At 68.4% G+C, this 26,273-nt stretch carries 19 protein-coding genes; 4 read left to right on the top strand and 15 right to left on the bottom strand.

Translation table 11 applies throughout. From position 1 onward, the window contains the following. The first annotated feature begins 6 nt into the window (after positions 1-6). Positions 7-6,171, top strand: a complete 6,165-nt coding sequence (locus tag ACZ5YA_RS16340) for an autotransporter outer membrane beta-barrel domain-containing protein (protein ID WP_464092780.1) — start codon at positions 7-9, stop codon at positions 6,169-6,171. A gap of 26 nt (positions 6,172-6,197) precedes the next feature. On the opposite strand, the gene ACZ5YA_RS16335 is transcribed toward ACZ5YA_RS16340, so the two are convergent. From ACZ5YA_RS16335 to ACZ5YA_RS16305, 7 genes are all read right to left on the bottom strand, one after another. Further along, entirely contained in the window at positions 6,198-7,775 is a 1,578-nt protein-coding gene (locus ACZ5YA_RS16335) for a serine hydrolase (RefSeq protein ID WP_464092779.1), read from the bottom strand. A gap of 7 nt (positions 7,776-7,782) precedes the next feature. Beyond that, positions 7,783-8,955, bottom strand: a complete 1,173-nt coding sequence (locus ACZ5YA_RS16330) for a hypothetical protein (RefSeq protein ID WP_240633171.1) — start codon at positions 8,953-8,955, stop codon at positions 7,783-7,785. Further along, entirely contained in the window at positions 8,952-10,097 is a 1,146-nt protein-coding gene (ampH, locus tag ACZ5YA_RS16325; RefSeq protein WP_464092778.1) for a D-alanyl-D-alanine-carboxypeptidase/endopeptidase AmpH, read from the bottom strand. Before ampH ends, ACZ5YA_RS16330 begins: the two co-directional genes overlap by 4 nt. Positions 10,098-10,235: 138 nt before the next feature. After that, positions 10,236-11,153 carry a GAF domain-containing DNA-binding protein gene (locus ACZ5YA_RS16320; RefSeq protein WP_240633169.1) on the bottom strand — a complete coding sequence of 306 codons (918 nt, stop codon included), beginning with the start codon at positions 11,151-11,153 and terminating at the stop codon, positions 10,236-10,238. Between the two features lie 108 nt (positions 11,154-11,261). Further along, a complete protein-coding gene (locus ACZ5YA_RS16315; protein ID WP_118931289.1) occupies positions 11,262-13,343 on the bottom strand; it encodes a PIG-L family deacetylase in 2,082 nt (693 codons plus the stop codon). Between the two features lie 140 nt (positions 13,344-13,483). After that, a complete protein-coding gene (locus ACZ5YA_RS16310) occupies positions 13,484-14,221 on the bottom strand; it encodes a hypothetical protein (protein WP_464092777.1) in 738 nt (245 codons plus the stop codon). 67 nt (positions 14,222-14,288) lie between these two features. Beyond that, on the bottom strand, positions 14,289-15,167 hold the full coding sequence (locus ACZ5YA_RS16305) for a LysR substrate-binding domain-containing protein (RefSeq protein WP_464092776.1): 879 nt from the start codon (positions 15,165-15,167) through the stop codon (positions 14,289-14,291). A 110-nt stretch (positions 15,168-15,277) separates the two neighbouring features. Here ACZ5YA_RS16305 and trpB point away from each other — a divergent pair, with 110 nt between their 5' ends. Continuing rightward, complete coding sequence (gene trpB, locus ACZ5YA_RS16300; protein WP_059378668.1) at positions 15,278-16,486, top strand: tryptophan synthase subunit beta; 1,209 nt, start codon at positions 15,278-15,280, stop codon at positions 16,484-16,486. Then, on the top strand, positions 16,483-17,283 hold the full coding sequence (gene trpA, locus ACZ5YA_RS16295; protein ID WP_464092775.1) for a tryptophan synthase subunit alpha: 801 nt from the start codon (positions 16,483-16,485) through the stop codon (positions 17,281-17,283). The genes trpB and trpA overlap by 4 nt, the downstream gene beginning before the upstream one ends. 49 nt (positions 17,284-17,332) lie before the next feature. Here trpA and ACZ5YA_RS16290 read toward each other — a convergent pair whose 3' ends face one another. Further along, positions 17,333-18,304: a Bug family tripartite tricarboxylate transporter substrate binding protein gene (locus tag ACZ5YA_RS16290; protein WP_251879370.1), complete on the bottom strand. Its 972-nt coding sequence runs from the start codon at positions 18,302-18,304 to the stop codon at positions 17,333-17,335. Further along, positions 18,301-18,831: a GAF domain-containing protein gene (locus ACZ5YA_RS16285; protein ID WP_059378853.1), complete on the bottom strand. Its 531-nt coding sequence runs from the start codon at positions 18,829-18,831 to the stop codon at positions 18,301-18,303. The genes ACZ5YA_RS16290 and ACZ5YA_RS16285 overlap by 4 nt, the downstream gene beginning before the upstream one ends. A gap of 95 nt (positions 18,832-18,926) precedes the next feature. Between ACZ5YA_RS16285 and ACZ5YA_RS16280 the strand changes: the two genes are divergently transcribed. Next, positions 18,927-19,892 carry a LysR family transcriptional regulator gene (locus ACZ5YA_RS16280; RefSeq protein ID WP_059378672.1) on the top strand — a complete coding sequence of 322 codons (966 nt, stop codon included), beginning with the start codon at positions 18,927-18,929 and terminating at the stop codon, positions 19,890-19,892. Here the strand turns inward: ACZ5YA_RS16280 and ACZ5YA_RS16275 are convergent. The 6 genes from ACZ5YA_RS16275 to ACZ5YA_RS16250 all read right to left on the bottom strand — a co-directional run bounded on the left by ACZ5YA_RS16275 (position 19,885) and on the right by ACZ5YA_RS16250 (position 26,237). Then, the gene (locus tag ACZ5YA_RS16275; protein WP_464092774.1) at positions 19,885-21,075 is read right to left on the bottom strand and encodes a M24 family metallopeptidase; all 1,191 of its coding nucleotides are present in this window, start codon (positions 21,073-21,075) and stop codon (positions 19,885-19,887) included. The genes ACZ5YA_RS16280 and ACZ5YA_RS16275 overlap by 8 nt on opposite strands. Before the next feature lie 22 nt (positions 21,076-21,097). Further along, positions 21,098-22,081 (bottom strand): Bug family tripartite tricarboxylate transporter substrate binding protein, encoded by a 984-nt coding sequence (locus ACZ5YA_RS16270; RefSeq protein ID WP_464092773.1) that lies wholly within the window; start codon positions 22,079-22,081, stop codon positions 21,098-21,100. Positions 22,082-22,243: 162 nt separating this feature from the next. Next, positions 22,244-23,512, bottom strand: coding sequence for an NAD(P)/FAD-dependent oxidoreductase (locus ACZ5YA_RS16265; protein WP_306635699.1), 1,269 nt, complete (start codon positions 23,510-23,512; stop codon positions 22,244-22,246). A 28-nt stretch (positions 23,513-23,540) separates the two neighbouring features. Beyond that, complete coding sequence (locus tag ACZ5YA_RS16260) at positions 23,541-24,839, bottom strand: NAD(P)/FAD-dependent oxidoreductase (protein ID WP_059378676.1); 1,299 nt, start codon at positions 24,837-24,839, stop codon at positions 23,541-23,543. Positions 24,840-24,849: 10 nt separating this feature from the next. Next, positions 24,850-25,581 (bottom strand): amino acid ABC transporter ATP-binding protein, encoded by a 732-nt coding sequence (locus tag ACZ5YA_RS16255; RefSeq protein WP_118931281.1) that lies wholly within the window; start codon positions 25,579-25,581, stop codon positions 24,850-24,852. Next, positions 25,578-26,237, bottom strand: a complete 660-nt coding sequence (locus ACZ5YA_RS16250) for an amino acid ABC transporter permease (protein ID WP_054451769.1) — start codon at positions 26,235-26,237, stop codon at positions 25,578-25,580. Before ACZ5YA_RS16250 ends, ACZ5YA_RS16255 begins: the two co-directional genes overlap by 4 nt. Positions 26,238-26,273: the final 36 nt, after the last annotated feature.

The raw sequence follows: 26,273 nt of genomic DNA, 5'->3' as shown, positions 1-26,273 counted from the left end.
GCCGCCATGATCTCCCCGCAAGATACTACCAAGCCAGTCCGCCACGGCTTGCGGCTTACCTGGCTGGCCCTGCTGCTGCAGACGGGGATTGCCACCGTTTACGTATTCGGACGCCCGGCCTGGGCGCAGTCGGCACCGTTGTCCTATGAACTGCGCGGCGCTGACGGCACCTGCTGTTCCAGCGGCGACCACCCCGACAACGGCCATGACGGCCAGTGGGGGCAGCGCGACTTCGTGCAGACGGACAGCAATCAGCGCATCAGCGCCAATGCATCCGGCCAGACCGGCATCCTGATCGACGTCAGCGGCGGCAAGGGCGGCAACGGCAGGGACGCGGACCCCAACCATTGGGGCGGTAATGGCGGCGGCGGGCGGATCATCGACTACACCTTGGCAGCCAGCACGGTCAATGCCGCCGGCCGCGGGATCGATCTGTATTCCGCGGGGGGCAATGGCGGCCTGTGGGGCAACGCTGACGGGCCCAATGGCGGCTACGGAATAGGCGGCGACGGACACCAGGCGCGAGTCACGTTGAACAATGCCAACGTGGTCGGCGCCGGTTTCGGTGTCGCCGTCCAATCCTGGGGAGGGTCGGGGACTGATAGCGCCATCGCAAAGGGCTTCAGCGGCGCGTACACGTCCGGCCACGGCGGCAATGGCGGCGCCGCGTCCGTGATCCTGCAGGGCACGACATCGGTGACCGCGCGCGGGCCGGGGCCGGCCGACGTCAGCGCGGCGGTGGGCCTGATATCGTCGGGCGGCAACGGCGGCGCCGCCGAACACACGGGCGACTTTGGCGGACATAGCGATTCAGGCCGCGGCGGGGATGCTTCCAGCGTCGTCTTTACCGCGTCGGCAGGATCTTCCGTCACCGGGCTGGGCGACGGCGTGTATGGCGTGATCGCCCGCTCCATCGGCGGAAATGCGTCGACCGCCAACGGCACCGACACCAAAGCCGCCGCAGGCGGCAACGCGGGCTCGGTCACCATGGCCAACGGCGGGACCATCAAGGCCAACGGCAATCGCGGCATTGGCGTCTACGTGCTGACCCAGGGCGGCAACGGCGGCAATGGCGGCCATGGCTCGTGGGCCGAGGGACACAATGGCGGCGCGGGCGGATCGCCTGGCGCGGTCACGATCACCAATACCGGCAAGATCACGACCGGAACCGCCGGCACCGTCGGCGCAAAGGGCATCGTGGCCAGCGTGCTGGGCGGGGAAGGCGGTCCGGCCGGCGCCAGCGGCGCGTTCGGACAAGGCGGCAACGGTGGCGCGGGCGCGCTTGCGGGCCAGGCGATCACCATCACGAACGCAGGCGCCATCAGCACCCTTGGCAACGACGCCGCCGCCGTGATCGCCAACAGCGCGGGCGGCGGCGGCGGGCTAGCCTCGTCCAGCAACGGCATCATCGCCGTGGGCGGCGGGCATGGCGGCACGGGCGGTTCGGGCGGCGGTATCGCCATGGCCAACAGCGGCGGCATCGATACCTCGGGCGACAACAGCGCCGCGGTGCTGCTGCAAAGCATAGGCGGCGGTGGCGGCGTGGGCGGCGACGCCAACAGCACCGGCGTGATCGCGTCGGTCGCCATCGGCGGCACGGGCGGCGCGGCGGGCAACGGCGGCCTGATCCAATTTTCCTCGCAAGGCAGGATCCAGACCCGGGCCGGTAACGCATCCGGCGTGATACTCCAGAGCATAGGCGGCGGAGGCGGCAGCGGCGGATCGGCCAATGCGGTCGGCGTGGGCGTGGGGCTGAACGTGACGGTGGCTACCGGGGGCAAGGGCGGCAGCGGCGGCTCCGGCGGCACTGTGTTGTTCACGCAGGCCCGCCAGGGCACGATCACGACCGCGGGCGCGCACAGCAATGGCGTGTTGGCGCAAAGCATAGGCGGCGGGGGCGGCAGCGGCGGACTGGCGAATTCCCGCGTCGTCACGATCGCGCCGCAATTGGGCGACAACCCGAGCGGCGCCGTCACGGTCGCGGTGTCCAACGGCGGCGCGGGACAAGGAGGCGGCGATGGCGGCACGGCGCGGATCACGAATGAAGGCGGCATCCGCACCTCGGGCGCGCAAGGCAACGGCGTGGTGGCGCAGAGCATTGGCGGCGGCGGAGGCAATGGCGGCGGAGTCCTGGCGCCAGTCAAGACGCCGGTCATAGGCAACACGCGAATCGATCTGCAACTGTCCGTGCGGCATGGCGGACAGGGTGGGCAAGGCGGCAGCGGCGGCCGCGCGCAGGTCGGCAATGCGGCGACTGGCGTCATCGCAACGGCGGGGGCGGGGGCGGCAGGGATCGTCGCGCAAAGCATAGGCGGCGGCGGGGGGAATGGGGGCATCGTCCAGATGCACGACGCCGCCAGTTTCAATGACATCCTGGGCGCGCCGGGCAGCCTGGCCGGCCTGTTGGAGAAGGCGGCGGACTGGCTGGAGAAGGGTCCGGAACTGGCCTTCAAAAAGGCCGTCAGCCTGTCCGTCGGGGTCGCGACCGGTGGCAGCGGTGGCGCGGGGAACGCCGCAAGCGCATTCGACGTGCGCAACGACGGCGCCATCGCGACGGCGGGAGACCAGGCGCCGGGCATCCTGGCGCAGAGCATCGGCGGCGGTGGCGGCAATGGCGGGGCGATAGATTCGGCCGGGGCATCCACCCTGCTGTCCAGCATCGATGCGCTGATCAATGCCGCCGCGTCCGGCGCGCAGGACCTCTATACGGTGGCGCTGCCTCAGACCAGCATCACCCACCAGACTGGCGGCAACGGCGGCGCGGCCGGCATGGGCGGGGGGAGCGCGTCCGATCCGGCCATCGTCACCAACACGGGAACGATCGCCACGCAAGGCAGCGGTTCGGCTGGCATCGTCGCCCAGAGCATAGGCGGTGGCGGCGGCAGAAGCGCGGCCAGCGGGCAGGACCTGCAGGCGGTGGTCTCGGCCGGCGCCGGCAGCCAGGCGCCCGAGATCATCGACAAGATCACCCGCATCGTCGGCATTCTGGGAACCAAGGGCGGATCGCTGCTGGGGTCCCTGATCAATGTGCGCAACGGCGGCGTGGACGGGGCCAGCGGCGCGGGCGGCGCAGTGACGGTGGACGCCAGCGCCGCCACCAGCCGCATCGGCACGCAGGGCCGTCAGGCGCCCGGCATCCTGGCCCAGAGCGTGGGCGGGGGCGGCGGCATATCGGTGGTCGATCAGCCCTTGTTCCTGTGGAGCCAGACCGCCGCGACCGTCGCGCTGGGCGGCGACCCCGGGGAGGGCGTGTCGACCAGCACGGGCGGGGCGGTTGGCGTCGTTCATGGCGGCGTTCTCTCGACGGACGCGGGCGGCTCCGCCGGTATCGTGGCGCAAAGCGTGGGCGGCGGGGGCGGCGTCAGCATGCTCGCCCTGCGCAAGGCCAGCCTTGCCGCCATCCAGCAGCAGGCTACCTTGGCAGTCGTCCTGGGCGGCGAGTATCCGTCCAATACCAACGGATTCAACCTGGTCCAGGTATCCGGCGGCGCGGTGAGCGTGGCGAACAATACCGGCCGCGTCGCCACGCAGGGCTGGTGGGCGCCGGGGATCATGGCGCAGAGCGTGGGCGGAGGCGGCGGCATGGCGGCGGCGTCGTCCAGCGCGTCCCTTGGCGGCGTCGATATCCAGTTGGGCAGCACCGCGAAAACCGGCATGGGGGCCTTCCTGGGCAACGCCACCGGCGCCGGGGGCAACGTCAACGTCACGAACACGGGCGGCAGCATCGCCACGAGCGGCGCGCTGTCTTTCGGCATATTGGCGCAGAGTATCGGCGGAGGCGGCGGGTTGGTCACGCTGGATGGCGGCACGGGGCCGGCTGCGAATGCCGTGAACATCACGTTCGGCGCCAGTTCGCCGATGCAGGGACCGGGCGGCGCGGTCAGCGTGACGCAGGACGTGGGCGGACGCATCGTTACGGCCGGCGTCAATTCGCACGGCGTCGTCGCGCAAAGCATAGGCGGCGGGGGCGGCATCGCCGGCTTGGCAACGCAGCCCGGCCTGGTGACGCTGAAGCCCGTCTCGTCTCCCGCGCAAGGCGGAGACGGCAACGCCGTCAACCTGTCCATCGCGGGGCTGATCGCGACCTCGGGCAAGGGCGCCGCCGGGATACTGGCGCAGAGCGTGGGCGGCGGCGGGGGGCTGGCGGGCGACCAGTCATCCGCGCAATACACGACCGGCCTGATCCAGAACGCCGGCCTGACCGGCGGCAAGGGCAATGGCGGCGCGGTCAACGTGGCTATCGGCACGGGCGGCACCGTCCAGACCTCGGGCGCGAACGCGCCTGCGATCCTGGCGATGAGCGTGGGCGGGGGCGGCGTGCTCAAGGACGGCAACCTCTACCAGTACAGCACACCCGGCAACGAACTGGCCTATGGTGGGCCGGTAAGCGTGGACATCGGCCACGCGGCGCAGGTGGTCGCCACCGGCGCCAATTCGCCGGCCGTGGTTGCCATCAGCAATGGCGCCTATGGCGGAGGCCGGGCCATCTCGATCAACCTGGGCCAGAACGCCCTGGTCAGCGCCAGCGGCGCATCCGGCACGGGCATCCTGGCGATCACGCCACTTGCCAGCGCCACCATCACCAACGCCGGCGTCATCCAGGCCAGGACGGCCATGGAGGTGGCCGGCGCGGCCGTCGTCAACAACAACGGGATCGTGGCGGGCGACGTGCTCCTGGGCAGCGGCAGCATCTTTCACAACAACACCGGCGGCACTTTGTACAGCGGCGCCCGCTTCCAGGGCGACCTGGACAGCGCCGGCATCCTGAATCCGGGCGGACCGGGCGTGTACACGACCACGCGCATTACGGGCGCGCTGAACCATACGGGAACCTACCGGCCCGACTTGAATTTCGGCGGCCACGACAGCGACTTCATTTCGGTAGCGGGCGCTTCGACCTTCGCGGGCACCGTCAAGCCGGTGCTGCGCAATCCCGTGAAGAACGTATGGCTGGGGATAGGCCATTTCGACGCCGCGCAAACCAGCGTTCCCGCGACCGCAAGCGACAGCCCCCTGTTCAGCTACGCGCTGAAGAACAATGGCGCGGGCGGCCTGCGCGACCCGCTCATTTCCGTCGACGCCAACTTCACGCCTGCGGCGTTTCCGCTCACCGCGGATCGCGCGAGGATCGCGAATTCCCTGCAGGCGCTCTGGAACCAGGGGAAAGCAAGCGATGCCTCCACCTTCGACAAGTTCACGGGCGTCCAGAGCGCGGACCAGTACCGCGACGCCCTGAACCGCATCGCCCACGACGGCCAGTTCGCCCGCGCCGCCAACCAGATGCATGCCTCCTACGCGTCGATGAACCGGATGATGAGCTGCCCGGCGTTCGTCGGCGAAAGCACGATCCTGCGCGAAGGCGATTGCGTCTGGACCCGCCTGGACACGAACTGGACCGAACGCAAGTCCACCTCGGACGACGAGGGTTACCGCGTGCGCCAGAGCACGCTCACGCTGGGCGCGCAGCGCGAGATCGCCACCAATTGGTTCCTGGGCGGTTCGTTGAGCTATGCCTACGGCAAGACCACGTCGGCCGCCGACTTCTCGGGCAATAGCGACACCTACGCGGGCGGCCTGGCCTTGAAGTACAACAATGCGCCGTGGCAGGTCTCGCTTGCCGTGCATGGCGGCGTGGAGAAGAGCAGGATGTCGCGCGGCACGCTGGACGGCACGGCCAAGAGCAAGCCGGAATCGTCATTTCTGGCGGCCAGGCTGCGCACCGCCTACGAATTCAGCCAGCCGTCCTGGTACTTGCGGCCCTATGTGGATCTGGACGTGAACCACATCCGGCAGGAGGGCTACAGCGAACAGGGCGCGGGCGCCTTGAACCTGAAGGTGCGCGGCAACGACACGACCTCGTTCATGGCCTCGCCCATGGTGGAGCTGGGCGGGCGCAAGGACCTGGCCAGCGGCGCGACCTTGCGCTCGTACGTGGCCGGCGGGATGAGCTTTCTGAGCGGCGGCGACGTCGTGACCACCATGCAGCTCAGCGGCGCGGGCGCGACGCCCTTCACGCTGCGCTCCGGCATGCCCAGGACCTATGGCAACCTGGCGGCCGGCCTGGAATACGTCACGCCCAAGGGCGTGGAGCTGAAGACGGAATATGCCTTGCGCGGCAATGGGGAATACCGCGACCAGTCCCTGACCCTGCGCGCCGCCTACCGCTTCTGAGCCGGCGGCGCGGCGGGGCGCGGCGGCTACTTGCGAACCCAGCGGCCCTGGCCGCTGTCGTCGTAGAACTTGATGTCGAAGCCCTGGGCCCGTCCCTGGTCCATCCTGAAGACGATGGACGCCAGCGAGGCAACCAGTTCGGCTTCGCCCACGGGCGCGAAAGCGTAGGTGTCGCCGTCCCAGTGCCGCAAGGGGATGCGCATGCCCTTGGGTCCCAGCACCAGGGTCAGGGCGCCGTTGGCCTCCTGGATCTCGGCGGGGCCGTAGTAGGGGTTGTCGAACCTGCCGGTGTATTGCGACAGCGCTTTCGAAGCTGCGGGCTTGGCGGGATCGGCCTGTCCGGACAGATCGGCCTGGGGTTCGAAGAACGCCTTCATCGCGCCGTTGTAGGCCGCGAACCAGTCGCGCGTGGGCTTGCCGTACAAGGCGGTGTCGGTGAACGATGCCGCGACGGATTCGGCCGCGCCCACCGGCGCGCCATTGGTCAGCACCACGATGCCGATGCCGGCCGAAGGGACGATGCGGAAGGTCGTTCCCGTTCCCATCAGGAAGGCGCCGGAATGCCCCATTGAAGGGCGTCCACCCAGTTCCGTGTTGACATTGAAGCCATAGCCGTAGAAGCCGGAGCGCGAGTCCAGGTCATGCGCGCGGGCGCTGAATGCCTGGGGGGAGAGCGCGGGCAACAGCGCGCCGGGGGCGATCAAGGCCTTGCCTTGATATTGCCCGTCCGCGAGCAGCAGCTTCAGCCATTCCGCCAGGTCGACGACGGTGGAGGACACGCCGCCCGCGGGCGCCTGCTGATCGGCGTTGCGCTGGCCCGCGGGCACGAAGCGGCCGTGCTGGTAGGCGTGCAGCACGGCGCGATTGCCGCGCGCCTCGAAGTCGCCGTAACGGTAGCTGGTCGACTTCATGCCCAAGGGCTTGAAAAGCTGGTCGTCGGCCAGTTGCTCCCAGGGGCGTCCGGCGGCCTTGGCCACCGCTTCGGCGCCGATGGTGGTGCTGAAGTTGGCATAGTGGTAGGACGTGCGGAAGGCGTCCAGCGGCAGCAGGCGCAGGCGGGCGATCACGTCGCCGCGGCTGAAGCCCAGGTCTTCGAGATCGTCGCCCGCCGTGCCCGGCAGGCCGGAACGGTGCGCGAAGAAATCGCCGATCGTGGCGCGTTCGGACACATAGGCGTTGCTCAGCCTGAAGTCCGGCAGATAGCGCGAGACCGGATCGTCCCAGGAGGCGCGGCCCCTGGATACTTCAATCGCCGCCACCGTCGCCGACAGCGACTTGGAGATCGATGCGATCTGGAACACGGTCTGCGCATCCACCGGCGCCTGCTTGCCAGCCTCGCGCGTGCCGTATCCCTGCGCCAGCACGGTCTTGCCGTCGATGACCACTGCCACGGCCATGCCCGGCACCTGGCTGCGCCGCATGATGTCCGCGACGATTTGCGGCAGTTCCTGCACGGCGCGTTCCTTGCTGCCAGGCGGGATGGCGACGGCGTCCGCGGGCGGATTCGGCGCGCTGGCGATGGGCACGGGCTGCGACCAGACGGCCGTGCCGCCGCCCAGCGCAAGAAGGATGACTCCGGTGACGAGCGTGTGTTTGCGGTTCATGATGGCCTCAGAATCCTGCTTGGTAAGCGATGCGGAAAACGCCCTGGTTGATGCGCAGGGCCTGGTCGCGCTGATGCGTGAGTCCGGCCTGCACGATGAATCCCATGGGGGTGACGTAGGTGACCGCGCCTGAAATGCCCCAATCCGTGTCGTCTTGCAGGCCATGCTGCGCCAGCTTCTGGCCGTTGCCGGAAAGCTTGCGCACGGCGGCCGTCGCGGTCAGCTGCCAGCGGTCGCGCGACAACGAGACCGAGGTCACGCCGTTGCCGTTGGACACGGGGGCGCCGCGAAAGGCGCTGGAATAAGTGGCTTCGTTGAACCAGCTGAGATTCCACGAGTTGGCCAGCGGCGCGTCGTAGCGCAGCCGGGCCGACACCGTGTTGGCGCTTTTCCCTTGATCCGGATCCAGATGCAGCCGGCCCGCGTCCAGCCCGCCCGACAGTCCTTCCAGTCCGGGCAGATCGCGGAAATCGTAGGAAAGGATGAAGGACTTCAACTGGTCGCTGAACATCGGTGGCTGATCGGGCCCGATGAGGCCGCCGTCCAGGCTGAAGCGTCGGTTCATCGCGGTGTTGTCGCGCTTGAACAGCATGGCGGCCACGGAGTGCGTTCCGCGGCCCGAGGTATCCAGGGTGTAGCGCCCGCCCAGCCCGATCGAGCCGCGGAATTCCGAGTTCTCGTTGAAGCCCGTGTATAAGCCATCGATCACGTGCCAGGCGTCGCCAAAGCCCAGGTCCATCTTGCCGCCGTACAGCGCGTAGTTGTCCGCGGTATAGGCGGCGAACAGGTTGTCCAGATTCACGCCCAGGTCGGAAAACGCATTGTCCTTGGTGTCGTTGGTGGACGAGTTGAACGTCGCCTTGGTGCGGATCGAAAACTGCCGCGTCAGCTGCAGCACCAGGGCCGCCTCCGCCGTGGGCTGCACGCTGCTCCAGTGCGAGCGGGGAAGCTGGCCGTTGTCGTCCTGCACGCCGAAGAAACCGGTATAGCCGGTCATCAGCAGGAAGCGGCCGTTGAGCCGCGGATAGGTTTCGCCGCCCTCGCCCAGCTCGCTGTAGGGCGTGAGGAAGATCTCCGTCTTGAAGATATCCCGGGCTTCCTGCGCGCACGCGCCTTGCGCGGCCACGGCCAGCAGCGCGGCCGCTGCGGCCTGGCGCAGCGGCCGGCGGGGTCCGTTCACCGCGCCAACTCGGCCGCCAGTTCACGCACCTGGGAATGGATGTTGTTGAACATGGCGAAGTTCACGCGGCTGGCGACGACGAACACGCCCAGCCCGCGGTTGGGCGACAGCACGGCGTAGGACATGAAGCCGCCCAGGCCGCCGCTCTTGCCCAGCAGCAAGGGCGTGCCGTTGCGCGGCAGGGTCACCACCCAGCCCAGGCCCATGCCGTCGGCATCGGTGACTTCCGTGCCTACGACGGACTTCAGTCCGTCATAGGGCAGCCACATCGTGTGCGCCAGCAACGACGCCTGCTTCGATTGTTTGGCGCCGTCCAGGTGCCAGCGCATCCAGCGCGCCATGTCGTCGGCGGTGGAGTAGATGCCGGCGCTGGCGTACATCACGTCAGGCACAGGGGCATTGGGATCGGGCTTGTCGAAGGGATCCAGGCCGGTCATCAGGCGCTTTTTCTGCGCGTCGCTCAGCGCATTGGTGGTGTCGGTCATGCCGGCGGGTTTCAGGACTTCGTCGGCCAGCACGGTCGAATAGTCCGCGCCGCCGGCCTTGGCCAGCGCATCGCCCAGCAGGCCGAAGCCCAGGTTGGAATACAGCGTGGTGGTGCCGGGCACGTAGGCCGGCTGGTGGCTGCCGACCCACTTCCAGTAATAGGCGCGGTCGAACGCGGCGAACGGATTGTCGGAGGGCTTGGCGTCGGGGTTGGGCAGTTCACGCGGCAGGCCGGCCGAATGCGTGGCCAGGTCCAGCAGGGTCAGCGGACGGCCGTTGGCTTGGACCTTGGCGTTTTCCGGCGCATAGTTGGCCAGGGGATCCGTCAGCTTGAGCTTGTCCTTGGCCGCCAGCGCCGCCAATACGTCGCCCGCGAACACCTTGGATACAGAAGCGATCCTGAAAATGGAGCGGCCGTCGGGTTCGACGCCGCTGCCTGGCGCGGTTTCGCCATAGCCCTGAATCACGACCTCGTCGCCGCGCACCGCCGCGATGATCAGTCCCGGCGCGCCCGAGTTCAGGTACAGCTGCATGCCGGCCATGGAGACGGCATCCTGCAGCGCCAGGTCGGCCGCGCGGACCTGGCTGGCGCCCAGTGCGCAGGCGGCGCTCAAGGCTAGGGAAGTGATGCGCGGCAGGATGCGGGATGTCAGCATGCGGTTCTCTTTGCGGGACTGTGGGAACGGCTGTTCCTTTGCCTGCGATGATCCCAAAAACCCGTTGCGCGGCCACTTGCGGCAGGACGAAACAACATGCCGGCATGACGAACTGCATATTTCGCAGGCTCGCCCGGTTCAGATTCCCATGCGTTCGCGCAGCGGTTTGCGGTATGAGCGCGACACCGGCCAGGTCTCGTCCACGGCGCGCATCCGGATCAACCACTTGTCGACGCTGCGGCGGTCCACGTCCATGACATGCAATGCGTTTGCAATGGCGGTGCGGTGTACACGGAAGAAGGTCTGTTCCGGCAGCAGGGTCGACCATATGCCGAGCGCGCGCGAGTCCAGCACCATCGACCCGTCTTCCAGCCAGATCTCGCTGTAGTTGCCCGCCGAGCGCACGCCCACGATGGTTTCGGGCTGCACGCCGCGGACCACGCCGCGCATGCTGAGATAGATCACGGACGTGGCGCTGTCGTAGCGTGGCGTGCGTCCGCGTTCGCGGCTGTTGCCGTACTTGGCCTGGCCGATCAGGTTGGCGCATTGGTAGAGGGCGCGGACCTCGTCGGCGGACCAGGTCCGGTGCCGCACGGTGGTGTCGAAGCCGATGATGCCGTAGAGCTTCTTGTCGTGGAAAACCGGCACGCTCAGTACGCTCTTGTTGCCCTGACGCTGGAACTCGACCTGGATGGCGCGGGCGGTGCGGGGCAGGTCGTTGACGTCGTGGATCGCGACCGCCTGGCCTTTGACCATGAACTTGTGCAGCCAGGCGATCAGCGTGGTCGGCACGTCCTGGAGTTCGGCGACGAAGGGCTCGGTCTTTCCGCGGCACCATTCATGGGTATTGCGCAGGCGCAGCATGTCCGGGCGGTACTCGATCATCCAGGACCGGTCCACGTCCGAGGTCTCGCCCATGTAGGCCAGCTGTTCGGAGATCGCGTCGTCGGCGGGGAGCTTGAGCAGGCTCATCGCGCAGTGGTAGAGCCAGTCCGACGAGGGGTCGGGTTCGAGCAGGGTGGGGGTGTGAGTCTGGTACTGGACTGCATCCTTCACTTGCGGTTCCCCCCTTGCGGCGACATGGCGCTTGGCGCGCGCGGGCCGGACCCCGCGGCTAGGCGGGATTTTCCCTCCGGTAACGAGGGATGACAAGAACCGAAATCATCACCGCACCGTGGTCGGCGTCGCCGCCTGGGACGCTTGCGTCGGCATGCGGCCTACGCTGAGCGTGCCGGGATCCTCGGCAGAGGGGCGCACCACCGCCGCCTTGTTGGCGTCATTGGCGCCGAGCTTGGGCAGGTCGATGGGGCGCGCGGCCACGGTTTCAAAGGGGCCGCCGCCAGCGGATGGCACGCCCTCCAGGGTGACGCCGCGGGTCCAGTTGCCATCGTGGCGCGACAGCACCTCGTAGCGCTGCGGGCCGCCGGTGGCGCGGGCGACGATGTAAAGCGTGCCGTTGACCAGATTGAGCGCGGGCGGCGAGGCCGCCTGGGCGTCCAGCTTGGACGGCCTGCCGTGCTCCACCAGCCAGAGCTGTCCGCCGGCGCGTTCCAGTAGCGCGACCATGACGTTGCCGCTGGCATCGGCGCTGATGGCCGGGCGGCCGATGTAGGGCACGCCCATGTCGGTCGGAGAGCCCCAGTCCATGTCGAGATCGGTGGTGTCGCCTGTCTCCATCAGCCGGGTCAGGTGGTTGTTGCCGCGCTGGCGGAAATAGAGTTCGACGCGGTTCTGGTGATTGCGGATCGCCGCCAGGCCGCCAGCGGCCTGGGGCGCGGGCACGCGGCGCCAGTCCTGCCATTCGGGGAGCTGGCTCTTGGCGGCAGGCAGTTGGCGGGTGTAGTAGAGCTCGCCAGTCCCGGTGATCGCGAAGATGATGTAGCGTCCGTCGCCTCCCAGCGCCGCGGCCGGGGAGCCGGTCACGCCTTCCAGCGGCGGCAGGTCCTGCCAGGCGCCCCAGCTGCCGTCGATGCCGGACGGGGTTATCCAGTGCAGCAGCCCGTCGTAGCCCAGCGCCACGGCGGCGGCCTCGCCGCGCGGCGCCACGGCCGGGATCTGGGTCACGCGCAGGCCGCCCAGCGCCTGCCAGCCCTGCCAGGTGCCGTCATGGCGCTGCTTGTTGGCCCATACGCCGCCCAGCGGGTCGCGCGCCATCAGGCCGGCCGTGCCATCGGTATGGCTGAACGAGACCAGCGGCCCGCTGGTGCGCCCGCCCAGGCTTTGCCAGCGGCGCTCACCGGTGTCCCAACGGTTCACCGCGCCATTGGTTTCGCCAGCGGCGAACACCACCATGCCGCCGCGCCCGTCCGGGTAGAGCTGCGGCGCGATGTCCTGGCGCGACACGTAATAGGCGCGCTGCACCCAGGCGGCCGCCGGGCCGGCGGGTTCCTTGCAGCCGGTGGGGCCGGCGCAATAGTGGTAGTCGTTCCAGGCGTAGTGCTGGAAGATCAGCGACTTGCTGGCGATCTCCGCCTGGGTCAGGTTGGTGGCGCGTTCCTGGCTGGGGTAATCGACATAGCCCATCTCGGCGTAGTTGCCGGGCGCGCGCAGCATGGCTTCGCGCGCCAGCCGGGCGCTGGCGATATGGTCGGGATGGCCGTGGCCGGCGCAGCGCCAGCACAGCTGCGTGTAAGGCACGGCGATGGTGTCGTCGAGGTGGCGCACCGTGGTCGGCGCGTACTGGCGGATCAGGTCGGCCAGGGTGTCGATCAACTGTTCGCGCGTGTAGGACTCGGCATAGGGGCCCAGCGTGTCGACGTTCTGTCCGGGTACGGATTCGGTGCGGCTCAGCGGCGTCAGGCTGCCCCAGCCCTTGCCCAGCCACGGATCCTTCAGGCGCATGTGCCAAAGCTGCACGCGCGGATTGCCCTTGAGGGTAAAGCGCGCGATGCGCCGTCCGCCTGCGGTGCCGGAGTCTTCCTTCCATTCGTCCGGTTGATGCGCCATGTAGGCATAGGCGGAGCGCACGCCGCGTTCGCGTCCCAGCATGTAGCTTTCGCCTTCGCCGGCATCGCTGGCGGTCAGGTAGACCAGCCGCACGCAGCCCCCTGCCTGGATGTTGGAGGCGATGTCCGGGTTCATGAACAGCAGGTCGTCGTCCAGGTGGGCGACGAAAGCCATATCCTTGATGCCATGGCATTGCGCCAGCGTCGGTGGTGCGGCGTAGGCCTGGGCGCAGAGCAGGGTGGCGACGGTACAGAATAGCGCCCGGCCAACGGGGCGCAGCATGGCCAACAAGACGTGCATAACGGGGCGCAGCAGAAAAGGCGCGGCGCGTAAAGGGTATTGAGGTGAGACCAGTATAGCGGCGCGGAATTGCAATAAATGGGGGCGGTACAGGCCGCTTCGTAAGCTCGGTCGCGGCCCGGCACGGCCCACTGCGCGCGCTAGCGAGCCGGCGCGGTTGCCGCCTTGTCGCCCCGGTACGGGCTGAGATCCAGCCCCGCCTGCTGGAAGCGCCGCACGATTGCCGGCAGTTGCTTGCTCTGGCTTGCGCCGTCGACGCCCTGGATGGCCTGGCGGCACGTCTCGATGTTCTTCGGGCAGCCGTGGCCGGGCGCAAGCAGGCTGGCGTACACCGATATATTGACGGCCAGCTGGGACACCTGGATGTCGGTCGGCTTGCCCAGGTAGAAGTCGTCCAGGTCGCGCTTCAGGCGGGCGGCTTCCGCTTTGCCGGCAGGGGCCGCGTCGCGGCAGTCCATGAAGGTGGGGGAATGGTCGACCCACTGCATGCGGCGGCATGCCAGGGCCAGGTGCGCGGACGGCGTGAGGCCGGCGGGCAGATGCGCCCGGACCGTCGGCGATCCGGCGGTGGCGAACGATACGGCCTGTCCGTCCCTACGCTTGCCGGCATCGATCGGGCCGGCGATCAGCATGTTCATATCCAGCGACGCGGGAAAGCGCGCGGTCGGGCCGTTGGCATAGGCCCGGGACACGGTTTCGGCGGTCGCCGCGGGCAGGCCGAGCCTTGCTCCGATAAGGCTGTTGCCGCCTTGCAGGTAGGTGTCGAGCTCGTCGCGCAGCACCGCTTCCAGCACCGCGGCCTCGGTGGCGGAAAGACTGTAGGCGGCGCTGGCCAGCGTGGGGACCACCAGGCCCAATATCGCGCAGAGCTTTTTCATGGATATGTTTCGGCGGTGTGGTTCGGCGCGCAAGCGTAACCGGTTTGCGCGCGTTGCGTGGATGGCATCAGTTCGCGCCGGCGCTGGCCAGCAGCCAGTCGCGCAGGCGTTCGTGCGCGGCGTCGGCGCGGACCGCATCCTTGCGCAGGCACAGGCTGAAGGCCGCGCCGCTTTCGACGAAGCCCAGCGGCGCGGCCAGCCTGCCTCGGTGCAGTTCGGCCTCCACCAGCACCGCCGGCGCGATGGCCACGCCCAGCCCGGCCGCGGCGGCTTCCAGCATGTGGCCCAGATGGTCGAACTCGCGCCCGGCTTGCCGTGGCGTCAGCGCGATGCCCTGGCGCGCCGCCCAATCCTTCCAGGCGTCGGGCCGCGAACTGGTGTGCAGCAGCGGCATGTCCTGCACGTCGGCCGCGCTGCGGATACGCGCGGCCAGGGCCGGGGTGCAGACCGGACCTATGGTTTCGGCGAAGAGCGGCGTGACATCCCATTCTTGCGGCCAGGCGCGTCCGGCCAGGATCAGCGCGTCCACGCGCTGCGTGTTCAGCAGGGCGGCGTCGGCGGCTGTCTGCAGCCTGATGCGGATGTCCGGATGCAGGGCTTCGAACCGGTCAAGCCGCGGGATCAGCCAGTTGGAAAGAAAGCTGGCGGGCGCGCCCACCGCCAGTTCCGCTGGCTGCGAGCCGCGCCTGAGTTCATCGCAGCGGCGCTCCAGCAGATCGAAGGCATCATGCGCGGCGCGCTGCAGGTCCAGGCCCGCCGCGGTCAGGTGGACGCGCCCGGCGCGGCGCTCGAACAAGGCGCAGCCCAGCCAGTCTTCCAGCTGCCGGATCTGCTGGCTGACCGCGCTGTGGGTCACGCAGAGTTCCTTGGCGGCCAGCGTGAAGCTTGCCTGGCGAGCCGCGCTGTCGAAGAAGCGCAGGGCATTGAGGGACGGCAGGCGTCGCATGGCTGTTAGCTGGCCTTACATGTATGGGAAATAAATCATTGATTCAAATTAATTTTTTGTGAAGATAGCATAAGGCAAGTTATCTCTATCCCGTCACGGAAAACTTGCCCATGCCATCCGCCATCCATCCGGCCGCGCCCGACAGCCGAGGCCAATTCGGCCCCTACGGCGGCCGCTACATGCCCGAAACGCTGGTCCCCGCCCTGGACGAACTCGAACGCCAGTTCAAGGCGGCTTTGGCGGACGAAGCCTTCTGGCAGACCTACCGCGGCCTGCTGGCCGACTATGTGGGCCGGCCGAGCCCGCTGTTCCTGGCCCGCGGCGTTTCCGAGGAGCTGGGCGGCGCGCAGGTCTACCTCAAGCGCGAAGACCTCAACCACACCGGCGCGCACAAGATCAACAATTGCCTGGGGCAGATCCTGCTGGCTCGCCGTATGGGCAAGCGCCGCATCATTGCTGAAACCGGCGCGGGACAGCATGGCGTGGCCACCGCCACGGTCTGCGCCCTGTTCGGCCTGCAGTGTGTGGTCTACATGGGCGCCGAGGACATGGAGCGCCAGTCCGTCAACGTGCGCCGCATGCGCATGCTGGGCGCCGAGGTGCGCGCGGTGCATGCCGGCACCGCCACGCTGAAGGACGCCATGAACGAGGCCTTGCGCGACTGGATCGCCCACCCGGCCGACACGTACTACCTGCTGGGTACCGGCGCCGGACCGCACCCTTATCCCTGGCTGGTGCGCGAGTTCCAGAAGGTGATCGGGGAGGAGACGCGCCAGCAGATCGCGGCCAAGACCGGCCGCATGCCCGACGCCATGGTGGCTTGCGTGGGCGGAGGCTCCAACGCGATGGGTTTCTTCTATCCCTTCCTGGAGCTTGCGGACGTGCGCCTGTACGGCGTGGAAGCCGGCGGGCTGGGTCTGGCCAGCGGGGCCCACGCGGCCAGCATCAGCGCGGGCTACGAGGGCGTGCTGCACGGCTGTCGCAGCTATTACCTGCAGGACGAAGACGGCCAGATCGTCAACGCGCATTCGATATCGGCCGGCCTCGACTATCCCGGCGTCGGTCCCGAGCACGCCTTGCTGCATGATCGCAAACGCGTGGACTACGTGTCGGTCACGGACGCCGAGGCCGTATCGGCCTTCCATTGGCTGACGCGCAAGGAAGGCATCCTGCCCGCGCTGGAAAGCGCGCATGCGCTGGCCTACGTGCGCAAGCTGGCGCCGCGGATGGGGCGTGACGAGATTCTCGTCGTATGCCTGAGCGGACGCGGCGACAAGGACATGGACACGGTGACTCAATTTGGCGAGGTGGCGGCATGACCCGGCTTGATCGAACCTTGGCAGCGCTGCGCCAATCCGGCCGCAGTGGGCTGGTGACCTATTTTGCGGCGGGCGATCCCGATCCCGCCGCATGCCTGGAGCTGCTGCGCGGCTTGGGCGCGGCGGGCGCGGACGTGATCGAACTCGGCATGCCGTTCAGCGATCCGGTCGCGGACGGTCCCGTGCTGCAACAGGCCAACGTGCGCGCGCTGGCCGGCGGCCAGACCCTGAGGCGCACGCTGGCCCTGGTGCGCGATTTCCGCGAGGCGGACGCGCATACGCCCGTGGTGCTGATGGGCTATCTGAATCCCATCCTGCGGCGTGGCGTTGACGGCTTTATCGAGGACGCGGCCGCGGCGGGCGTGGATGGCCTGATCATCATCGACCTGCCGCTTGAACACGCTGACGAGATCGGCGGCGCGGCGCGTGCGCATGGCCTGCATCTGATCCGCATGTCCGCGCCGACGTCCGAGAACGCGCGGCTGGCGGGCTTGCTGCGCGACGCCAGCGGCTTCGTCTATCACATCATGCTGGCCGGCACGACGGGTGCGGACCTGCCCGACGAGCGCCGCATCGCCCAGGACTTGGAGCGGCTGCGTTCGCATACCCGGCTGCCGGTGGCCGCGGGCTTTGGCGTGCGCTCGCCCGACGAAGCCCGGCTCGTCGCCAGGCATGCCGATCTCGTCGTGGTGGGTTCGCGGCTGGCGCAGGTGTTGGCCGAGCAGGGCGTGGCGGGCGCCCTGGACGAGGTGCGCGGGCTGGCGGCAGCGTTGCGGCGGCGAGGCGCCGCCGCATAGTCAGGCCGCCCGGCGGGTGTCGGTCCGGCGCATGTCAGCCCCAGGGATGTCACTGCACCTTGAGCTCGATGTCCCGCGCGACCTCTCCCAGGCGGGTGAAATCCGCCTGCGCGCGTTCCCTGGCCTGTTGCGGCGTATTGGCGACGATGACCCAGCCCAGATCCTTGAGCTTGCGTTCGGTGTCCGCGCCTCTCAGTCCGGCGACCAGAGCGCCGTGCAGCTTTTCGATCACGGCATCGGGCGTGCCCTTGGGCGCGGCCAATCCGAACCAGCCCGCCGGCACCAGGCCGGTAATGCCCAGCTCCTTGGCCGTGGGGACTTTGGGATAGCCGTCGAATCGATAGTCGCTGGTGACGAACAGGGCCGTGGTCTTGCCCGCGCTGACGTAGGGAATTTGCGAGGCCGCGTTGTCCATCATCGAATCGATGTGGCCGCCCATCAGGTCGTTGACGGCGGGCGCGGCGCCCTTGTACGCGACGATGTTCAGGTTCAGGCCAGCCTGCTTGGCGAAGGCGGCCTGCGTCAGGTGGGCCTGCGTGCCCAGACCGGCGTTGGCCGAGGTCAGGCCAGCGGGCTTTTGCCGCGCCAGCGCCTGGAAGGCGGCGTAGTCCTGCGCGGGGAAATCCTTGTTGACCACGAAGACGAAGGGCACTTCCACCGCGATGGAGATATGCGCCAGGTCGTTCACCGGCTGGTAGCGCAGCTTGTAGATGTGCGGATTGACGGCGATGGTGCCGCTGGCCGACAGCAGCAGCGTATAGCCGTCGGGCGCCGCGCGCACCACGTGCTCGGTGGCGATCGAACCGCCGGCGCCCGGCCGGCTTTCGACGATGACGGGCTGGCCCAGCTGCTTTTGCAGCGACTCCGCGATCAGGCGCGTCAGCGTGTCGGAAGCGGAGCCGGGCGCGTAGGGATAGACGATGGTGATCGGCTTGGCCGGGTAGGCGTCCGGCGCCGCCTGGGCGGCGGCGGGGCCCAGGCACAACAGCAGGGCGGCGATATGGCTGCGTAGGCGCTTCATGATTTCCCCTTGTGGTTTTGGGAGGTTCGGATGATGTCCTGTACTACGGGTATGGCCAGCGCCGCATACCAGCCCAGTTCCGCGAGCATGTCGCGCCGGTACCAGCCGGCCTGGTGCAGCAGATTCAATGAGCCCAGCGTCCGCCCGTTCCAGCGCACCGGCACGTTGACGGCGCTGGCGCAGCCCAGCGAGGCGATCAGTTCATGGTCGGGAAAGGCCCGTTCGCAGTCGCCGCGATCCATGCACAGGCGGGCCTCGCCTTGCTGCACCACGGTGGCGAAGAACTCGCTGTCGTGGCGCATGGGCTTGCTGCCGCCGGCGGGATAGGCCGCGGGCTGGCTGGAGTAGTAGCGACGGTTCAGGCCCGCCTCCCAGTCCAGCACCAGCACGGTGAACAGGCGGTAGCCGATGCGCTGCTGCAACGCCTGGCCCAGCGCGCGCAGGCCGGCGCCGGGCTGGCCGTCCAGCGCCAGGCCGCAGGCCACGGCTTGCAGGGACGATTCGGAGGAAATGGAGACTGCGGTCATGGGGCCATCTGGGGCGATTCGGGAGGTGCCCATTTTGGGCATGAAGCCCATAGACGGCCAATGAATAAACCTGAGATATCCATTACCATTTCCGCATGATTGCCCCCCTCTCCGAATTGCTCTGGACGCGGCGCCTGAAGCTGCGCCACCTGGAAGTCCTGATCGCCCTGGAAAAGGCCGGAACCGTCACGGCCGCGGCCAAGGCCATGCACATGACGCAGCCCGCGCTGTCGCACTGGCTGAGCGATATGGAAGACATGGTGGGCACGCCGCTGTTCGCGCGCGGCAGGACGCTGGCGTTGACCGAAGCGGGGCGCTCGTTGTGGCGCTACGCCTGCCGCGTGCTGGGCGACACCGCGCGCACGGGCGAGGAGATCGAGGCGGTCAAGGCCGGCGTCGCCGGCCGCCTGCACATCGGTACCATCCTGTCGGCCGCGCCAGTGCTGTTGCCGCGCGCCATCGCCACGCTGCACCAGCGCGCGCCGGACGTGCAGATCGAACTGGTCGAAGGCCTGCTGGATCCGCTGATCGAACGGGTGGCGCGCCACGAGATCGATCTCATCATCGGGCCTCTGGATCTGCGCGCCAGCCGCTCCGGCTTGTGCGCACAGTGGCTGATGACGGACAGCTTCAGCCTGGTGGCGCGGCGCGGACATCCGCTGGCCGGCATGGCTGCGCCGCAGTGGGCGGACACGCAGGGCTATCCCTGGATCCTGCCGCCGCCGGGCGTGCTGTCGCGCGTCAGGCTGGACCAGGCGCTGGTGGACGCGGGTCTGACGCCGCCCAAGCCCGCGGTGGAAACCAGTTCGCTGGTGGCCCTGCTATCGCTGCTGCAGGACAGGGAGTACGTCGCGACGCTGGCCAGCTCCGTGGCCCACATGTACGAAAGGCTGAACCTCATCAGCATCGTGCAGGCGCCGACTTGTCTGGAGTTCGGCCCCATAGGCATGCTGTGGGCCGCGGATTCGCCCAGCATCGTGCTGCCCTGGTTGCGCGAGATCCTGCGCGACGAGGCGCAGGATCTCGCGCAGGAAGCGCCCGGGGCCGGCCAGCCTACCTGACGGTGGCGTATTCCAGCGTCTTGGGCGTGCCGGTCAGCACGCGCGGCGTATCGCCCACCACCACCGTGTCGTCCAGGCGGAATCCGCCTATGCCATAGGCGTAGATGCCAGGCTCCGCGGAATACACCTCGTTGGCCAGCAGCGGACGCTGGCAGAAGGCCATGTCTTCCGGGTATTCGTGGTGGATGATGCCGACGGCATGCCCGGTGCGATGGCGGATGAAGTTGGCGTAGCCGGCCTTTTCGATTTCGGCCTGCGCGGCCGCGTCCATCATGCACACCGGGTTGCCGGTGCGGGCCGCGGCGATGGCCGCTTCGTTGGCGGCCTTGGCCGCGGACCAGAGCCGGGTTTGCTCCGCGGAGGGCGCGCCGCAAAACCAGGTGCGCTCATTCTCGATGGTCAGCCCGTTCAGGCGCGGGATGACGATGTTGACCAGCACGTCGCCTTCCTTGATCCGCGCGCCGCAGGAGGCGCCGTCGCCATGCGGCGAGGCGGACGCCGGGCCGCTCAGCGTCCAGCAGCGGATGACTTCGAATTGCTCGCCCGGAAAGCGTTCGGCGGCTTCCTGCACGAACAGCGAGGCCATGGCGAAATCCAGTTCCTGGACCAGCCTGCCGGGACGGATGTTCTCGCGGTACCGGTCCTGTATCCAGTCGGAGATCGACGCGGCCGCCGCCATCACGGCAATCTCTTCCTCGTGCTTCTGCCAGCGCAGCGAACGGCATTCCGCCGTGGCCGCGCGCAGCGTCAGATCGGGCAATAGGCGGCCCAGCTGCGCCAGCACGGGGCTACCGCCTTCGACCGCGATGCGCGAACGCGCCAGCCCGGCCTGCCGCAGGCGTTCCGCCAGCACTTCCGGCAGCTGGGTTATCAAGGGCAGGCGGTCGGTGACGCGCGGGTGTTCCGCGTAGTAGGTGATGTCGGTGATCCAGACCTTGCCTTGCTCTTGCGAGAAGCGCATGTGATGCGTCGACAGTTCGTTCATCACCAGGAAGGGTGCGCCATTGCGCGGCACCACCGCGAAGATGGGGCGTTCCCAGGGCAGGACGTCGGTGTGGAAGTTGGTGGCGAACTGGAAGAAATCCGCCGAGGTGAACACGATGGCATCGGCGGCCAGGTCGTCCATCAGTGCCGTCATTTTTTCGTGGCGATAGCGCCGGACGGCATTGCTGAGCTTGGGCATGTCTTTCCTTTCAGGGTTGCGGTCAGTCGTTGTTCAGGCCGAGCTGGCGTATCAGCGGTCCCCAGGCCGCGCTGTCGCGCGCGACCGATTCCGCGACCGCCTGCGGCGTGGACGGCAGGGGTTCGAGTTGGAGCTCCTGCAAGCGCGTCTTGACGGCCGGGTCTTCGAAGAAGCGCCGGGTTTCGGCATTGAGGCGGTCGATGGCGGCCGAAGGCGTGCCCTTGGGGGCGACCAGGGCATACCAGCCCGGCAGCGGGAAATCGGCGATGCCCAACTCGGCCAGCGTGGGCACGTCCGGCACGCTGGCCGCGCGCCGCGAACCCACCACCGCAAGCGGCACGACCTTGCCCGCCTTGGCCTGCACGGCGGCGGTATTCAGCACGTCCGCCATGAGCTGCGTCTGGTTGGCCATGACGCTGGTCAGCCCCGCGGCGGCGCCGTTGTAGGGCACGTGGGTCAGGCGCAACCCCAGGCGCTGTTCGAGCATTTCCACGACCAGATGCGTGGAGTTGCCTTTGCCCGCCGAAGCGAAGTTAAGGCTCTCGGGGGCGGCCTTGGCTTTTTCGACCAGGTCCTTGAATGAACGTATGCCGGTCTGCGGATTGGCGACGAGCAGGAAGGGCGTGTTGACCAGCAGGCTGACGCCGTCGAAGTCCTTGCCCGGGTCGTAGGGCAGGTTCTTGTACATGTAGGGGTTGAACGCCAGGTACGAGATGCCGCTGATCAGAACGGTGTAGCCGTCGGCGGGTTGCTTGGCGACATGGCTGGAGGCCAGGATGCCGTTGGCGCCCGGGCGGTTCTCGACCACCACCGGCACATTGAGATGCCGCGACATGTAGTCGGCCCAAAGGCGGCCGATGACATCTGTGCCGCCGCCCGCCGCTTGCGGCACGACGAGCTTCAGCGGCTTGTCCGGATAGGCGGCCGCCGCGGCGGTGCAGGCCGCCAGCAGGCCGCAGGCAAGCCCGGCTGCGCGCAGGCAGCGGGCCAGCTTGGTACGCAACATATGCATTCCCCATGGATTCGTTGGATAGGCGCCGCCGGGTGGCGGCCTGCCGAGATGGCATCCAGGCGATTATGGGGAAGGGGCTTATGAGTGCCCAATGAAAAAAGCTGAGGGCGCCATTAGCGTTATTGCATAGGTGCCCGCCAGCGCGATGGCCGGAGGCTAGGCGTAGCGCTCCAAGCGGAACGGCCGTATATCTACCGGCGTTTCCTTGCCCTGGATCAGGGCGGCCATGGTTTCGCCCACCGCCGGGCCGATGCCGAAGCCATGGCCGGAGAAGCCTGAGGCCAGATAGAGTCCGGGCGCCTGGGCGATGGGGGCGATGACCGGCATGGCGTCCGGCGTCACGTCAATGTACCCGCCCCAGGAATGCGCGATGCGCGCCTGCTGGAACACCGGGAAGGCGCGCAGCAGGCGTTCCCAGGCCTGGTCTATGCCGCGTTTGTAAGGCGCGGGGTCGAGCACGCGGCAGCGCTCGTAAGGCGTCTCGCGGTCGGCCGGAAAGCGGCGCGGCGTCGCCAGCTCTTCGAAGAAGCGCTTGCTGAAGCGGATCCGGACCAGGGAATTATTGGCGATCCAGGCGCGCAGGAACTTGCTCATCAGGCGGAAGCTGTCGGGCACCAGCTCGGCCAGCGAGGCCGAGAATTGCGAGACGGTATAGCCGCCGTCGGCGCGCTTGCGGCAGGTGAAGTCCTTGCCATTGATGGCCAACGAAACGCCAGCGTCGAAGGGCTCGGTGCGCAGCACCGAACCGCGCACCTTCAACTGCGGGAAGTCCACGCCCAGATTGCCGCAGAACAGGCGCGACCAGCCGCCGGCGGCCACCAGCACCGCCTGCGCGCGCAGCGTGCCGCGTTCGGTGATGACCGTGTCGACGCGGCCGGCGCTGGTCTCCAGGCCGCGCACGGCGCAGTTTTCGTATATCAGCGCGCCGGCCTGGCGCGCCAGCGCCGCCACGCCATGGGTCGCGATCTGTGGCTCTGCCACGCCGTCGGCGGCGCTGTAGAGCGCGCCCGTCCACGCGCGGCCGGAACTGGGCAGCAGGCGCAGCGCCGCGTCGCGGCCCAGCATGTCGGCCTCTACGCCATAGCCGCGGGCCTTGCTCAGCCAGCTTTCGTGCTCGGCGGCGTCAGTGTCGTTTTCCTGCAGGTAGACCAGGCCGTTGCGGCGGTAGCCGACTTCGACCTGGGCCTGGATGTCGCGCCAGAGCTGGTTGGCGCGCAGCGCCAGCGGCACTTCGGGCAGGTCGCGGCCCAAGGTACGCACCCAGCCCCAGTTGCGAGAGGATTGCTCGCAGGCCAGCGCGCCCTTCTCGAACAGCGCGCAGCGCACGCCCGCGCGCGCCAGCGCGAGCGCCGTGCTCACGCCTATGATGCCGCCGCCGATGATGGCCACGTCCACCGTGGCCGGAAATTGCGTTTGTGTCGTCATGGCAAAGTGAAAGCGCCAGGGGCAAGGGTCAGGCGGGATAGCCCAGCGCGTCGCGCAGGCGATACCAGTTGATGGCCAGCGAGGCGCCGAATTGCCGCGCCGGGTAGAAGGGCATGCGTCCGATGGGCGTGACGGGAAAGTCGAGTTCGTCCGCCGGCACGCCGCGGATGGCGTCGGTCAGCACGCGCCCCAGCGCGGTGCCCATGGCCACGCCGCGTCCGCAGTAACCGTAAGCGGTCCAGACGCCTGGCGCCAGGCGATGCACGCGCGGCAGGTCGTCCATGGTCATGCCTACGCGGCAGGCCCAGCCGTGGCGCCAGGCGGCGTCGGCCAGCTGCGGGAAACGCGCGACCGCGGCGCGGCGCAGCTGCTCGCCGGTGGACGGATCCAGACGCTCGGACGAGTGCCCGCGGCCGCCGATGACGAAGCGCCCCTCGGGGTCGATGCGGCAGTAGTAGGTGATCTTGCGCGTCTCGGAGATGCCGGCGCGCAGCGGCAGCAACTGCTCCTGCAGCGCTTGCGGCAGGGGATCGGTGGCGATCTGTGCGCTGGATACGTTGACATACGACTGCGCGACGGCCGGCCATAGGCGGTCGGTGTAGGCATCGGTCGCCAGCACCACATGGCGCGCGTGGACGGCAAAGCCGTTGACGCTCAGCGTCGCGCCGCCGTCAGGCTTGGGCGCGATGGCGGACACTGGCGAGTGGTCGTGCACCGCCGCGCCGGCGTCCTGCGCCGCGCGTGCCAGCCCGCGCGCAAAGGCCAGCGGCTGTACCGCGCCCGCGCGCTTCTCGCGCAGGCCCGCGGGCCAGAAAGAGGATCCGGTGGCCGCGCGCATCGCATCGGCGTCCAGGTATTCGACCTCGCCGCCATGCGCGTTCAATTCCCGCGCGCGGCTTTTGAGATAGCTGCCCGATGCCGCCGAGAACGCGCCCTGGATCCAGCCGTTGCGGGTGGGAGAACAATCGATGCGCAGGCGTTCGGCCAGTTCGAAAAGATAGTCGGCGTTGCCGTAGGCAAAGCGCATCATGCGCGCCGCCGTGTCCGCGCCGAAGCGGCGGATCAGCGCGGCCGGGCCAGGCTTGAAGCCCGGCACCACCTGCCCGCCGTTGCGTCCGGAGGCGCGGTGGGCCACTTCGTGGGACTCGAACAGCGCCACCTTGAAGCCGGCCTCGGCCAGATGCAAGGCGGCCGACAGGCCGGTGAAGCCGCCGCCGACCACGGCGGCGTCGACGTGCAGCGGACCGGCCAGCGCCGGCGAGGCGGCGCGCGCAGGCGCGGTCGCTGCCCACAGCGTGGCTGCGGGCGAAAAAAGATCGTTGTTCATGGTGCCGGAGCTACTGGGCGTGGGTGACGCGCTTGAGGAAATCGCGCATGCGTTCGTTGCGGGGATTGGTCAGCACTTCGCGCGAGGGGCCTTGTTCGGCGATGCGGCCGTTTTCCAGGAACAGAACGCGGTCGGAGACGTTGCGCGCGAAGTCCATTTCGTGCGTGACGATGACCATGGTCATGCCCTTTTCGGCCAGCGTGCGCATCACGGACAGCACTTCGCCCACAAGCTCAGGATCCAGCGCCGAGGTCGGCTCGTCGAACAGGATGGCCTCGGGCTCCATCGCCAGCGCGCGGGCAATGGCCACGCGCTGCTGCTGGCCGCCGGAGAGCTGTTGCGGATAGTGGCTCATCTTTTCGGCCAGGCCGACCGACGCCAGGATCTCGCGGCCGCGCGCGGTGGCGGACTCGATGCTCTCGCCCTTGACGTGCACCGGGCCTTCGATGACATTCTCCAGCGCGGTGCGGTGCGGGAACAGGTTGAAGCGCTGGAACACCATGGCCACGCGCTGGCGGATGTTCTGGATGTCCTTGCGGCGCGCGTCCACGGTGACGCCGTCGATCGTGATGCGGCCGCCGTCGTAGCGCTCCAGGCCGTTGATGCAGCGCAGGAGCGTGGACTTGCCGGAGCCCGACGGCCCGATCAGGCAGACCACTTCGCCTTGCTGGATTTCGGCGTCGATGCCTTCCAGCACGCGGTGGGCGCCGAACGACTTGCTGAGGTTTTCGATCTTGATCATTGGCGGCGCCCCAGTCGGCGTTCAAGTTTGCCGATGAAGTACATCATGGGCAGGCTCATGGCCAGGTACATGAGGGCGACCAGCGTGAAGATGGTGGCGCTCTTGAAGGTGGAGGATGCGATCAGCTTGCTCTGCATGGACAGCTCGACCACCGTGATGACGGCCGTCTGCGAGGAGTCCTTGAGCATCATGACCACGTTGTTGCCATATGGCGGCAGCGCGACCTTGAAGGCCTGCGGCAGCACCACGCGGCGCATCAGCTTGGCGCGCGACATGCCCAGCGACTGGGCTGCCTCGAACTGGCCGGGATCGACCGCGTCGATACCCGAGCGGAACACCTCCGACATATACGAGGAGTACGCGATGCCCAGGCCCAGCGCGCCGGCCTGGAAGGCGGTCAGGCTGATGCCGATCTCCGGCAGCACGAAGTACATGTAGAAGAGCACGACGATGATGGGAACGCCGCGGATGATGTTGGTGAGGATGCGGCTGGCGTGCGACAGCGGCGCCACGCCGCTGACCCGCAGCAGGGCCCAGAACAGACCGAGCGCCGTGGCGATGACCAGCGCCGCCGCAGTGATGGCGATGGTCGTCAGCACCCCCTGCATCAGCACCGGGAAGAACTCCGCGGCGTCACTGAAAAATGACTGGAACATCTTGGATACCTGTTAGGCGGCGCGCCGCGGCGGATC

This window comes from Achromobacter sp. JCM 18799, from assembly GCF_055395645.1.
The sequence above is the reverse complement of the archived record's forward strand: the minus strand, read 5'-3'. Positions and strand labels throughout refer to the sequence as shown.

Excerpts from the sequence above, each read along its gene's own strand:
- ACZ5YA_RS16305 (WP_464092776.1), bottom strand. The coding sequence starts at position 15,167 with ATGCGACGCCTGCCGTCCCTCAATGCCCTGCGCTTCTTCGACAGCGCG.
- trpB (WP_059378668.1), top strand. The coding sequence starts at position 15,278 with ATGCCATCCGCCATCCATCCGGCCGCGCCCGACAGCCGAGGCCAATTC.
- ACZ5YA_RS16340 (WP_464092780.1), top strand. The coding sequence starts at position 7 with ATGATCTCCCCGCAAGATACTACCAAGCCAGTCCGCCACGGCTTGCGG.
- ACZ5YA_RS16255 (WP_118931281.1), bottom strand. The coding sequence starts at position 25,581 with ATGATCAAGATCGAAAACCTCAGCAAGTCGTTCGGCGCCCACCGCGTG.
- ampH (WP_464092778.1), bottom strand. The coding sequence starts at position 10,097 with ATGCTGACATCCCGCATCCTGCCGCGCATCACTTCCCTAGCCTTGAGC.
- trpA (WP_464092775.1), top strand. The coding sequence starts at position 16,483 with ATGACCCGGCTTGATCGAACCTTGGCAGCGCTGCGCCAATCCGGCCGC.
- ACZ5YA_RS16270 (WP_464092773.1), bottom strand. The coding sequence starts at position 22,081 with ATGTTGCGTACCAAGCTGGCCCGCTGCCTGCGCGCAGCCGGGCTTGCC.
- ACZ5YA_RS16260 (WP_059378676.1), bottom strand. The coding sequence starts at position 24,839 with ATGAACAACGATCTTTTTTCGCCCGCAGCCACGCTGTGGGCAGCGACC.
- ACZ5YA_RS16280 (WP_059378672.1), top strand. The coding sequence starts at position 18,927 with ATGATTGCCCCCCTCTCCGAATTGCTCTGGACGCGGCGCCTGAAGCTG.
- ACZ5YA_RS16285 (WP_059378853.1), bottom strand. The coding sequence starts at position 18,831 with ATGACCGCAGTCTCCATTTCCTCCGAATCGTCCCTGCAAGCCGTGGCC.
- ACZ5YA_RS16335 (WP_464092779.1), bottom strand. The coding sequence starts at position 7,775 with ATGAACCGCAAACACACGCTCGTCACCGGAGTCATCCTTCTTGCGCTG.
- ACZ5YA_RS16265 (WP_306635699.1), bottom strand. The coding sequence starts at position 23,512 with ATGACGACACAAACGCAATTTCCGGCCACGGTGGACGTGGCCATCATC.
- ACZ5YA_RS16315 (WP_118931289.1), bottom strand. The coding sequence starts at position 13,343 with ATGCACGTCTTGTTGGCCATGCTGCGCCCCGTTGGCCGGGCGCTATTC.
- ACZ5YA_RS16250 (WP_054451769.1), bottom strand. The coding sequence starts at position 26,237 with ATGTTCCAGTCATTTTTCAGTGACGCCGCGGAGTTCTTCCCGGTGCTG.
- ACZ5YA_RS16275 (WP_464092774.1), bottom strand. The coding sequence starts at position 21,075 with ATGCCCAAGCTCAGCAATGCCGTCCGGCGCTATCGCCACGAAAAAATG.
- ACZ5YA_RS16310 (WP_464092777.1), bottom strand. The coding sequence starts at position 14,221 with ATGAAAAAGCTCTGCGCGATATTGGGCCTGGTGGTCCCCACGCTGGCC.
- ACZ5YA_RS16290 (WP_251879370.1), bottom strand. The coding sequence starts at position 18,304 with ATGAAGCGCCTACGCAGCCATATCGCCGCCCTGCTGTTGTGCCTGGGC.